Origin of the sequence: Thalassotalea sp. PP2-459, assembly GCF_001913705.1 — a bacterium.
Lineage (GTDB): Bacteria > Pseudomonadota > Gammaproteobacteria > Enterobacterales > Alteromonadaceae > Thalassotalea_C > Thalassotalea_C hakodatensis.
The window spans coordinates 22,077-34,981 of sequence record NZ_MKQD01000025.1; the positions used below are offsets into that span (position 1 = coordinate 22,077).

General features: G+C 39.8%; 10 protein-coding genes. 1 reads left to right on the forward strand and 9 read right to left on the reverse strand.

Annotated features, from left to right (window positions below):
* Positions 1–3: 3 nt before the first annotated feature.
* The 8 genes from sucD to sdhC all read right to left on the reverse strand — a co-directional run bounded on the left by sucD (position 4) and on the right by sdhC (position 10,070).
* The gene (gene sucD, locus BI291_RS04645; RefSeq protein ID WP_074496588.1) at positions 4–876 is read right to left on the reverse strand and encodes a succinate--CoA ligase subunit alpha; all 873 of its coding nucleotides are present in this window, start codon (positions 874–876) and stop codon (positions 4–6) included.
* On the reverse strand, positions 876–2,042 hold the full coding sequence (gene sucC / locus BI291_RS04650; RefSeq protein WP_074496589.1) for an ADP-forming succinate--CoA ligase subunit beta: 1,167 nt from the start codon (positions 2,040–2,042) through the stop codon (positions 876–878). The genes sucD and sucC overlap by 1 nt, the downstream gene beginning before the upstream one ends.
* Before the next feature lie 303 nt (positions 2,043–2,345).
* Positions 2,346–3,866: a 2-oxoglutarate dehydrogenase complex dihydrolipoyllysine-residue succinyltransferase gene (gene odhB / locus BI291_RS04655; RefSeq protein ID WP_074496590.1), complete on the reverse strand. Its 1,521-nt coding sequence runs from the start codon at positions 3,864–3,866 to the stop codon at positions 2,346–2,348.
* Positions 3,867–3,904: 38 nt separating this feature from the next.
* A complete protein-coding gene (locus BI291_RS04660; protein ID WP_074496591.1) occupies positions 3,905–6,712 on the reverse strand; it encodes a 2-oxoglutarate dehydrogenase E1 component in 2,808 nt (935 codons plus the stop codon).
* Between the two features lie 149 nt (positions 6,713–6,861).
* Complete coding sequence (locus BI291_RS04665; protein WP_074496592.1) at positions 6,862–7,572, reverse strand: succinate dehydrogenase iron-sulfur subunit; 711 nt, start codon at positions 7,570–7,572, stop codon at positions 6,862–6,864.
* A gap of 12 nt (positions 7,573–7,584) precedes the next feature.
* Positions 7,585–9,354 (reverse strand): succinate dehydrogenase flavoprotein subunit, encoded by a 1,770-nt coding sequence (gene sdhA / locus BI291_RS04670; RefSeq protein ID WP_074496593.1) that lies wholly within the window; start codon positions 9,352–9,354, stop codon positions 7,585–7,587.
* Positions 9,355–9,702, reverse strand: a complete 348-nt coding sequence (gene sdhD / locus BI291_RS04675; protein WP_074496594.1) for a succinate dehydrogenase, hydrophobic membrane anchor protein — start codon at positions 9,700–9,702, stop codon at positions 9,355–9,357.
* On the reverse strand, positions 9,696–10,070 hold the full coding sequence (gene sdhC, locus BI291_RS04680; RefSeq protein ID WP_074496595.1) for a succinate dehydrogenase, cytochrome b556 subunit: 375 nt from the start codon (positions 10,068–10,070) through the stop codon (positions 9,696–9,698). Before sdhC ends, sdhD begins: the two co-directional genes overlap by 7 nt.
* Positions 10,071–10,470: 400 nt before the next feature.
* Between sdhC and BI291_RS04685 the strand changes: the two genes are divergently transcribed.
* Positions 10,471–11,757 carry a citrate synthase gene (locus tag BI291_RS04685; RefSeq protein ID WP_074496596.1) on the forward strand — a complete coding sequence of 429 codons (1,287 nt, stop codon included), beginning with the start codon at positions 10,471–10,473 and terminating at the stop codon, positions 11,755–11,757.
* Positions 11,758–11,878: 121 nt separating this feature from the next.
* Here the strand turns inward: BI291_RS04685 and BI291_RS04690 are convergent, their stop codons facing one another.
* Positions 11,879–12,868, reverse strand: a complete 990-nt coding sequence (locus tag BI291_RS04690; protein WP_074496597.1) for a GlxA family transcriptional regulator — start codon at positions 12,866–12,868, stop codon at positions 11,879–11,881.
* Positions 12,869–12,905 lie beyond the last annotated feature (37 nt).

Below are 12,905 nucleotides of genomic sequence, written 5' to 3' on the forward strand. Positions count from 1 at the left end.
CGATTACCAACCCGCTTTCTCTTTAAGTGCTGAACCGATTTCCGCTAAAGAACGAACCGTTTTAACACCAGCCGCTTCTAATGCAGCGAATTTCTCATCAGCTGTACCTTTACCACCAGCGATAATTGCGCCAGCATGGCCCATACGCTTACCTGGAGGAGCAGTAACACCAGCGATATAAGAAACAACAGGCTTAGTAACATTTGCTTTAATGTACTCAGCTGCTTCTTCTTCTGCAGTACCACCAATTTCACCAATCATTACGATTGCTTCAGTTTGGTCGTCGTTTTGGAACATTTCCAATACGTCAATAAAGTTAGTACCTGGGATTGGGTCACCACCAATACCAACACATGTTGATTGACCAAAACCAGCATCAGTTGTTTGTTTAACTGCTTCGTACGTTAATGTACCTGAACGAGATACAATACCTACTTTACCTGGCTTGTGGATGTGACCTGGCATGATACCGATCTTAGTTTCGCCCGGAGTGATAACACCTGGACAGTTAGGACCAATCATGCGAACGCCAGTTTCTTCAAGCTTCACTTTAACGTCAAGCATGTCTAACGTAGGAATACCTTCAGTGATAGTAACGATTAGTTCGATACCAGCATCGATCGCTTCTAAAATAGCGTCTTTACAAAATGGAGCAGGAACGTAAATTACTGTTGCTGTTGCGCCAGTTGCTTCTACTGCTTCACGTACTGTGTTAAACACAGGAAGACCTAAGTGAGTTTGACCGCCTTTACCTGGTGAAACACCACCAACCATTTGCGTTCCGTACTCGATCGCTTGCTCTGAGTGGAAAGTACCTTGACCACCAGTGAAACCTTGACAGATAACTTTAGTATCTTTGTTAATTAATACAGACATTATTTGCCCTCCGCAGCAGCAACAACTTTCGTTGCAGCGTCAGTTAAAGATTCAGCAGCGATGATCGCTAAACCTGAGTTAGCTAATACTTCACGACCTGCTTCAGCGTTAGTACCTTCTAAACGAACAACTACTGGTACTTCAACACCTACTTCTTTAACAGCACCGATAATACCTTCAGCGATCATGTCACAACGAACGATACCACCAAAAATGTTTACTAATACTGCTTTTACGTTGTCATCAGAAAGGATAATTTTGAATGCTTCTGATACACGCTCTTTAGTAGCACCGCCACCAACATCTAAGAAGTTAGCCGGCTTACCGCCGTGTAAATTAACGATATCCATTGTACCCATTGCTAGGCCTGCACCGTTAACCATACAACCTACGTTACCGTCTAAGGCTACGTAGTTTAATTCCCATTGTGCGGCATGTGCTTCACGCTCATCTTCTTGAGATGGATCATGGTAACCACGAATTTTTGGTTGGCGATATAATGCGTTTGAATCAACACCAATTTTACCGTCAAGACAATGAAGATTACCTTCATCTGTAATAACTAATGGGTTAATTTCAAGTAAAGCGAAATCATGATCAATGAACATGTTGCCAAGACCCATGAAGATCTTAACGAATTGCTTCATTTGAGTAGGGTTTAAACCTAATTTGAAGCCTAATTCACGCGCTTGGTAACCTTGAGGACCTACTAATGGATCAATCGCCGCTTTGTGAATTAAGTGTGGCGTTTCTTCTGCAACTGTTTCGATGTCAACACCGCCTTCAGTTGATGCCATGAAAACAACACGACGAGTACCACGGTCAACAACCGCGCCTAAATATAGTTCATTAGCAATATCAGTACAGCTTTCTACTAAAATTTTAGCAACTGGCTGACCGTTTGCATCTGTTTGATAAGTAACGAGGTTCTTACCTAACCAATGTTGTGCGAATTCTTTGATTTCGTCTTTAGTTTTAACTAGCTTAACACCGCCAGCTTTACCGCGGCCACCAGCGTGAACTTGTGCCTTAACTACCCACATATCGCCGCCAATTTTGTCAGCAGCTTCAGCAGCTTCTTGAGGGGTATCGCACGCGAAACCTTCAGAAACTGGTAAACCATATTCAGCGAATAATTGTTTCGCTTGATACTCATGCAAATTCATGGTGTTTTTCCACTTATCTGTAAATGAAGAGGTAACGATTTCTTATCTATCATTACCATCGAAAAGTCGACCGATTATAGTACAAAAGCTCTAAAGAGCAAACCCCTTAGAAGCTATACTATAGTCTAGATTATGAGTTTTTTTGTTTATTGCTCAATCATTTTGCCAAAAATACGTTTCAGAATTGTTAATGCTTTTCGTGAGCCTGCATTTTTCGTACATTTATGACAAAACAATGCAATCAATACAAAAAAACCGCTCACTACAGAGCGGTTTTTACTATAGGCATAACCATAGGTTATTTTAAACGTCTAATAGTAAACGTGTAGGGTCTTCTAACAACTCTTTAATCGTTACTAAGAAGCCAACAGACTCTTTACCATCGATTAAACGATGGTCATAAGAAAGTGCTAAATACATCATTGGTAAAATTTCAACTTTACCATCTACCGCCATTGGGCGATCTTGTATTTTATGCATGCCTAAAATAGCTGTTTGCGGTAAGTTGATGATAGGTGTTGATAGTAATGAACCAAACACACCACCGTTAGTGATAGTAAAGTTACCACCTTGCATGTCATCCATGCTTAACTTACCGTCGCGGCCTTTAATTGCAAGAGTTTTTATTCCCTTTTCAATACCAGCCATGCTTAATTGATCAGCGTCACGTAAAACGGGTGTAACTAAACCGCGAGGCGTAGATACAGCAATAGAAATATCAAAGAAGTTATGATAAACAATATCATCACCATCAAGTGATGCATTGACTGCTGGAAAACGTTTTAGCGCTTCAGTTACTGCTTTCACGTAAAAAGACATAAAACCTAAACGTGTATCATGTGTTTTTTCAAACACATCTTTGTATTGCTTACGAAGATCCATAATTGGTTTCATGTTCACTTCGTTAAACGTCGTCAACATTGCTGTTGAGTTTTTCGCTTCAAGTAAACGATTCGCAATTGTTTTACGTAAACGTGTCATTGGTACACGTTTCTGAGTACGCTCACCTAATGCACTAGTTTGAGGTGTAACAGCAGCTGGAGATGATTTAGCAACTGGCGCAGATTTGTTAACTGCAGCTTCTACATCTTCTTTGGTAATTCTTCCGCCTTTACCCGATCCTTTTACATCACTTGCAGATAAGCCTTTTTCAGTCAATAAACGACGTACAGATGGGCTTGCAACTTCATCACTTGATTCTGATGATTCTTCTTTAGCACTTTCAGAAGCTTTAGCAGAAGAACCGACAGCAATCACTTCAGCAATTTTTTGTTGACCTAATACCGTATCACCTTCTGCGTGAATTATTTTACCCATCACACCATCAGATGTTGCAGGTACTTCAAGTACCACTTTGTCTGTTTCGATATCTACTAACACTTGGTCACGTGATACAGAATCACCTTCTGAAACATGCCAAGTCGCAATCGTTGCATCCGCAACTGATTCTGGTAACACCGGTACAAGAATATCTTGTACTTCACCATCAGAAGAGGTTTCTTTTGCATCAGTGCTATCTTGTGCTTCACTTTGTTTATTTTCTGAAGACTCTTCTTTAGCAGGCTTATCATCAGCTGCTTTTGCATCGCCAGCCTCAATAATTGCAATCACTTGTTCGCCAAGAACGGTTGCACCTTCGCCTTCACGAATTTCACTGACTACACCGTCGGATGTAGCAGGCACTTCTAACACTACTTTATCAGTTTCTATTTCAACTAATACTTGGTCACGAGAAACACTATCGCCTTCCTGAACGTGCCAAGTAGCTACTGTCGCATCAGCAACTGATTCTGGTAATACTGGAACCTTAATTTCGGTTGTCATTCATTTATTCCTTACAATCTCTTAACCACAACAATGGTCTACTTAGCGTTTAGCGCGTCATTAACGAGCGCTTGTTGTTCTTTAACATGGACAGACATATAACCAACAGCCGGTGCAGCAGAAGCCTTACGGCCAGCATATGTCAAATATGTTCCATCAGGTATTGCTTGTCTAAAGTGGTGCTGCGAACAATACCAAGCACCTTGGTTTTGAGGTTCTTCCTGACACCAAACAAACTGTTTAACATGTTGATACTGTTCTAATTCAACTGCTAACTCTTTTTCTGGGAACGGATATAATTGTTCAATACGAATAATAGCAACATTCGTTTGTTCGTTCTTACGACGCTGTTCTAATAATTCGTAGTACACTTTACCACTACAAAACACAACACGATCAACATCTTTAGCAATAATATCTTCGTCTATTTCACCAATAACATTCTGGAATACGCCCGTTGCTAGATCATCTAACGATGATACAGCTAATGAATGACGTAATAGTGATTTTGGTGACATAACAATTAATGGACGACGCATTGGTCGCACAACTTGGCGACGAAGCATATTAAATACTTGAGCCGGTGTTGAAGGTACACACACCTGCATATTATGATCAGCACACAACTGTAAAAAACGTTCTAAACGTGCCGATGAATGCTCTGGGCCTTGTCCTTCATAACCATGTGGTAGCAACATAGTTAAACCACATAACCTACCCCATTTTTGTTCACCTGAAGAGATAAATTGATCAAATACCACTTGTGCACAGTTGGCAAAGTCACCAAATTGTGCCTCCCAAACTGTTAAACCGTTTGGTTCAGCAGTAGTGTAACCATATTCAAATGCTAACACAGATACTTCTGAAAGTACTGAGTCATAGACATTAAAAGGTCCTTGGTCTTCACTAATGTTTTGCAACGGATAATAGACGCTTGCATCTTTTTGATTATGCAGCGCAGCATGACGATGGAAGAACGTGCCACGTGCAGAGTCTTGACCTGTAATTCGTACCCGCTGACCATCTTTTACAATAGCTGCATAAGCAAGGTTTTCAGCAAAACCCCAATCAAGTAGTTTTTCGCCATTAGCCATCTTTTTGCGATCATCATAAATTTTCTTAACGCGAGAGTTCAAAGAATGATCATCGGGATATGAAGCTACTTTATCAGCCAATGCTTTTATTTCATCATGCGGAATTGATGCATCATATTCATCATCCCAGTCATGTTCTAAAAATGGTGTCCAATCAACAGAGTGTTCTGTCATCGGGCGGTATTGTTCCACCGTACATTGCCCTTCATCAAGCAGAGTGCGGTAATATTCAGCTAACTCGTTAGCGCGCTCTATTTTTACGCTACCTTCTTCATCTAGCTGATTTGCATACATTTGACGTGGCGTAGGATGCTTCTTGACCTTTTGATACATTAAAGGTTGAGTAGCATTCGGTTCGTCTGCTTCATTATGGCCATGACGGCGGTAACAGACTAAATCAATCACCACATCACGCTTAAATTTGTTTCTAAAATCTAACGCTATTTGTGTGGCTAAGATCACAGCTTCAGGGTCATCACCATTAACATGAAAAATTGGTGCCTGAACCATTTTCGCGATTTCTGTACAATATTCACCGCTGCGTGTATCCGCTTGGTTTGATGTAGTAAAGCCAACTTGGTTATTCACCACAATGCGAATACTGCCACCTACTTTAAATGCACGAGCTTGTGACATATTAAAGGTTTCTTGAACGACGCCTTGCCCTGCAATTGCTGAATCACCGTGGATAGTAATAGGTAATACTAGATCACCTTCATTACACTTACGACGATCTAAACGTGCTCGTACTGATCCCATTACTACAGGGTTAACAATTTCTAGATGTGAAGGGTTAAACGCAAGAGCTAAATGAACATTGCCACCTGGTGTAACAAAATCTGATGAGTACCCCATGTGATACTTAACATCACCAGAGCCAACTAAATCATCATGTTTACCGGCAAATTCATCAAATAATTTTGACGGGTTTTTACCCATCACATTTACCAGTACATTTAATCGACCACGGTGGGCCATACCAAACACAACTTCTTTAGTGCCATGAGTGCCCGCACGAGTGATTAATTCTTTCAGCATTGGAATAAGTGAATCACCACCTTCCAATGAAAAGCGTTTTGCACCAGGGAATTTTGCACCAAGGTATTTTTCTAAACCATCGGCAGCAATGAGGCCTTTAAGCACTTCTTCTTTTTGAGAAACTGACAATTGAGCTTTAGACTGTACCGATTCTAAACGCTGTTGTAACCAACGTTTTTCTTCGGTTGAAGTCATGTGCATATACTCTGCACCTATTGAACCGCAATAGGTTTTGCTTAGCGCTTTGTATAAATCACCTAACTTCATTTGCTCTTGTCCGCAAGCAAATGAACCGACATTAAACTCACGATCAAAATCATTTTCTGATAATTCGTGGTGAGATAGTTGTAAATCACGAACTTTCTCTCGCTGCCATAGGCCTAACGGGTCTATGTTAGCGTTTTGATGTCCACGGAAGCGGAATGCATTAATGAGTTGCAAGACTTTTACCTGCTTAGCATCACTACCGCCTGAGACAACAACTGTTTTATGAGCCTGCTGGGCAAGTTCACGAAATTCATCTCGAATTTCAGAATGACGATATTCGACCTCTGCACCTTCGATTTTTGGTAAATCGTCAAATACAGCACGCCACTCTTCTGAAACAGATTGCGAATTATCTAAATAAGATTCATATAGTTCTTCTATATAAGCAGTGTTCGCACCGCTTAAATGGGAAGACTCTAGCCAAGCCTTCATTACACCTTCTGGCATTGCCTGATCCTTGAATAGGGTTGAAGCAATTAAAAATTAAATAATAACGAATTAAATGTCTATTAGACTATAGCCTAATTTCTATAAAAATCATTAATATCCCTGACAAAAGCAAAGCAAATAGCTCACGCTATTTGCCTTTATTGTTTTTACACTGCGCGCGATAGTAGCATCGACTTAATATGGCCGATTGCTTTCGTTGGGTTTAACCCTTTTGGACACACATCTACACAGTTCATAATGCCATGACAACGAAATACGCTGTAAGCATCTTGTAAATCATCTAAGCGTTCATCTGTGGCTGTATCTCGACTATCAATTAAAAATCGATACGCGTGTAACAAGCCTGCTGGACCGACAAATTTATCTGGATTCCACCAGAACGATGGGCATGATGTTGAACAACAGGCACACAAGATACACTCATACAATCCATCAAGCTTTTCACGCTCTTCAATCGTTTGTAAATGTTCTCTAGCAGGTTGTTCTTTGCCATCGTTAATTAAATAAGGCTTAATTTTTTCATATTGGTTATAGAATTGTGTCATGTCGATAACCAAATCACGCACTACCGGTAAACCAGGTAATGGACGTAATACAATCTTACTTGCTTTTACTGCCGATAAAGGCGTAATACAGGCAAGACCATTTTTACCATTCATGTTTAAACCGTCAGAACCACAAACACCTTCACGACATGAACGACGGAAAGACAATGTTGAATCTTGCTCTTTAAGCAAAATTAACGCATCTAATACCATCATGTCTGAGCCTTCTGGTATTTCTAGCTCATAATCTTTCATGTAAGGGGCATTATCAACATCAGGGTTGTAACGGTAAATAGAAAATACTTGTTTCATCGTTAATGCTCCTTAGTACGTACGAGCTTTCGGAGGGAAAGCTTCACGGTGAACGGGTGCCATATTTACTTGACGCTTAGACATATCTTCAGTATCTGGCGAGTAAATTGAGTGACATAACCAATTTTCGTCATCACGCTCAGTGAAGTCTTGACGAGCATGCGCACCACGAGATTCGGTACGGAAGTTGGCCGCTTTAGCAGAACAAAAAGCCGTTTCCATTAAGTTGTCTAATTCTAAACATTCAATACGTTGCGTGTTAAATTCAGATGACTTATCGTCCAATTTCGCATGTTTTAGGCGCTCACGAATTTCCGTTAATTCCTTCATACCTTGTGCCATTGCTTCGCCTTCTCTAAATACAGAGAAATTTAATTGCATACATTGCTGTAGGTCTTTACGAATTTGAGTAGGATCTTCGCCCGTAGTTGATGATTCCCAACGGTTAAAGCGAGCAAGAGCAGCATCTAAATCAGAGTCAGACGCTTCTTTACCGAATGCAGTACCCGCTAAATATTCACCTAAGAAATTACCCGCAGCACGACCAAATACCACAAGGTCAAGCAATGAATTACCACCTAAACGATTTGCACCATGTACTGATACATTGGCAATTTCACCCACGGCAAATAAACCTTCAATAATAACGTCTTCACCTGTTTCAGGGTTGAAACTGATTGCCTGACCATTAACATTACAAGGTACACCACCCATTTGGTAGTGACATGTTGGAATAACAGGTATTGGTTCTTCTGCCGGGTCAACGTGTGCAAAAGTTTTCGATAAATCACAAACACCTGGTAAACGCTGATTTAAGGTTTCACGACCAAGGTGATCTAGCTTAAGTTTAATGTGTGGACCCCACGGACCATCACAACCACGACCTTCACGAATTTCTGTCATCATAGAGCGTGCAACAACATCACGACCAGCTAAATCTTTAGCATTAGGTGCATAACGTTCCATAAAGCGCTCACCATCTTTATTCAATAGGTAACCACCTTCACCACGACAACCTTCCGTCACTAGCACACCAGCACCAGCAATTCCCGTTGGGTGGAATTGCCACATTTCCATATCTTGCATTTGCACACCAGCACGAAGTGACATACCAACACCATCACCCGTATTAATATGAGCATTAGTTGTTGATGCGAAAATACGACCTGCACCACCTGTCGCTAATACGGTTGCGCGCGCTTTAAAGTAACACACTTCACCAGATTCAATATCTATTGCAGTAGCACCTACAACAGCACCGTCACTGTTTTTAACTAAATCTAATGCATACCACTCAGAAAAAACGTTAGTTTTGTTTTTTACATTCTGTTGGTATAAACAGTGTAACAAGGCATGACCTGTTCTATCAGCTGCTGCTGCAGTACGCGCAGCTTGTTCACCACCGAAGTTTTTAGATTGTCCACCGAAAGGACGTTGATAAACTTTGCCGTTCTCAAATCGAGAAAACGGTAAACCCATCTTTTCTAATTCAATGATAGATTCTGGGCCAGTTTTACACATATACTCAATTGCGTCTTGGTCACCGATATAATCAGAACCTTTCACAGTGTCGTACATATGTTGTTCCCAATGATCTTCATGCGCATTACCAAGCGCAACAGTAATACCACCTTGAGCAGATACTGTATGAGAACGAGTAGGGAAAACTTTTGAAATCAAAGCACAACTTTTGCCTGATTCCGAGATTGCGAGTGCAGCACGCATGCCAGCACCGCCTGCGCCAATAACGATGGCGTCAAATTCACGAACTGATACGCTCACTTACACACCCCACACTGTTAAAAAGCCGGCTACTAAATAAGCAAGTAACAAAACGGCAAATAAAAATTGTAATAATCCACGCAGAAACGCTGGTTTGACATAATCAGAAAGCACCTGCCAAACACCAATCCATGCATGAACTAATAAGGCAAAAAGCGCTAAAACAGTGAAGACTTTTGTACACAGGTTATTGAAAAAACCTTGCCAAATATCAAACGTTACTTCAGGAGTTATAACGAAAAAACCTAATAGGTAAAGAGTATAAGCGGCCAGTAATACAGCGCTTGCACGTAATAAAATAAAATCATGGACGCCTGAACGGCCCACAGTAGCTGCGTTATTTACCATAAACGAACTCCAAATACGACAGTTAATACTAACCAAAGAGCAATGATAAGTTTGGCACTAGCAATTCCTGACGCTTTCTCTTCAAAATGCCCAAGATCCATCAATAAATGACGAATACCACCAAGCAAATGGTATAGAAGCGCGGAAATAATACCGATTATGATTAATTTAAAGAAAACACCATCAAGCAATGCTTTTACTTGCGCGAAGCCATCTGCAGAAGTTAATGATAAGGATAATGTCCACAATAAAATACCGATAGCAAATACCATAATCACACCTGAGATACGGTGTAAAATAGATGCATGTGCTGCCGAATGCATTTTTATCGTAGTTAAATCTAGGTTTACAGGACGTTGTTTTTTCACGATTGTTGCCTAAGTGCTCTTTTAGAGCCTTCAACTTTCTTTTTTTGTTATTCATTTTTACGATATAAATGAATAACCCCCCAACGATCTTAGTCAAAAAACTAAAAACTTTCCTTGTTTGTAGAACTTTTACTCAGATCAACGTGATTATATAGCTCTAAATTTTTAATTACAATTTTCTTACCCGAGATTTTTCCTTGTTTTTAAGGGCTTGCGCCTATTTTTTAATCGATAACAAATAATCATATGACTTTAGTCTAATCTTATAACAATTAAATTGACTTTTGGGGGGTGTTTTGAAGTAGAATACGGCGCAGTTTTATATTCATAAAAACTGATTATCTTTTCATTCTATAATTATCAGATGATCAGAAAACGAATTAAATAGGGGATAAAACATATGGCTGAATCAAAAGCCACTCTTAGTATTGATGGCAAACAAATTGCCGAATTACCAGTACTTGAAGGTACTGCAGGCAATCCTGTTATCGATATTCGCACTTTAGGCAGTGCAGGCTACTTCACTTACGACCCAGGTTTTTTAGCTACGGCTTCTTGTGAATCAGCAATTACCTTTATCGATGGCGGTAAAGGTGTATTACAACACCGTGGATACGCTATTGACGACCTAGCAAAACAAGCAGATTATTTAGAAGTTTGCTACACATTGCTAAATGGTGAGCTACCTACAGAAGCGCAATATAACGAATTTAAAGGTATTATTACCAACCACACGATGGTGCACGAAAAGTTAGCACACTTCTTCCAAGGTTTTTTACCTGATGCGCATCCAATGGCGATGGTTTGTGGTGTAGTTGGCGCACTATCTTCATTCTACCACAGTGACTTAGATATTAATGATCGTGCACAGCGTATGCGCAGCGCACAACGCTTGATTGCCAAAATGCCAACAATTGCGGCAATGGCGTATAAATATAGTATTGGTCAACCTTTTGTTTATCCTAGAAATGACCTCACTTATGCTGAAAACTTCCTTCACATGTTGTTTTCAGTACCAGCTGAAGAATATAAAGTAAGTCCTACGCTTGCTCGCGCAATGGATCGCATTTTCACGCTTCATGCTGATCATGAACAAAATGCTTCTACTTCTACTGTACGTTTGGCAGGTTCTTCTGGCGCAAATCCTTACGCATGTATTGCTGCAGGTGTTGCCTCATTATGGGGTCCTGCACATGGCGGAGCTAATGAAGCGTGCTTAAACATGCTAGAAGAAATTGGCGACTTGAGCCGTGTTGACGAATTTGTTGCACGTGCTAAAGATAAAAATGACTCTTTCCGTTTAATGGGCTTTGGTCACCGTGTGTATAAGAATTTCGACCCACGCGCAACGGTAATGCGCGATACTTGCCACGAAGTACTAAACGAGTTAGGTGTTAAAGACCCGCTATTAGACGTAGCCATGGCACTGGAAAAAGTCGCATTAGAAGACCCATATTTCATTGAGAAGAAGTTATATCCAAATGTTGATTTCTACTCAGGCATTATTTTAAAAGCAATCGGTATTCCAACAAATATGTTTACGGTTATTTTCGCCATGTCGCGCACCGTTGGTTGGATTGCACATTGGGATGAAATGTTAGGTCAACCAGGTCAGAAAATTGGTCGTCCTCGTCAAAACTATGTTGGCGATATCAACCGTGAATTTAAAGCATTATCTGAAAGATAATTTAAATTTAATTTTTACGAAAAAGGGAGCTTCATGTTCCCTTTTTTTATCTCAGAAACGCTAAAAATCAAACACCTATTTGAAATAAATACTCAAATAATTATTCATTTTTTATAACCTTTTATACCGCAAATTTTTGACGATAATCCTTCGGTGTTAAGCCAGTAAATCTTTTAAATAATTGTCGAAAACTACTAATGTCTTCATATCCAACTGACCAAATAATTTTGTTGATTGATTCAGTGGAGTTTTCTAATTTCAACTTTGCTTGCTCAACCCGTATTCGCTGCAAATACGTTAAAGGATTTTCTGACGTTGCTTGTTTAAAACGTCGTTTGAAGGTACGAGATCCCAAACCTACCCTTTCAGCTAACGCCTCTATTGATATGTCTTGTTGATAATGACTTTCGATATATTCTTGTGCTTTCAAAATAGCCTGATCGTGATGATCCTTTTGCTTTTCGAAACTCACATAAGGCGACTGCTTCTCCCGTATTGGATCAAACACTAATAGTTTCGCACATTCAGCACTGATATCTTTACCGATATATTTATTGATTAAATATAAAGACAAATCAATATAAGATATTGAGCCACCTGAACAAATAGTATCGCCATTATCTACAATTAACTCATCTGAGGTTAACTTAATATTGGGATATAAGTGTCTAAACATGTCTGCATTTCGCCAATGTGTTGTCGCTAGTTTTCCAGTTAATAGCCCGCTAGTAGCTAACAAAAAGGCTCCTGTACAGTAACTTGCTACAACGGTACCTAACTGATGGTAGTAGGTTAACCAATTGATTATTGCACCCTGATGTTCAATTTCTGTTGATTCTTGGCAGCACTCAACAACAATTTCAGCGCTAGCAGAAACAATCAAAATATCTAATGAATCGTTTGCTTTGATTGATGCCGTTGGTTTTATTTCGATCCCGTTAAACCCTGTGACAGGGCGATCATCAATTGTGTATATATTACAGTTGATATGATGTTTACTATTTTTTCCATACTTTTTTTCAATACAGAAATTAGCCGTATAAAAAATATCAAGCACACCATAAATTCCCGAAACCATACAATTGTTTACTGCAATTAAACCAATATTCATTACGCACCTGAATCAACACTGTCACTTTTACCTTTTA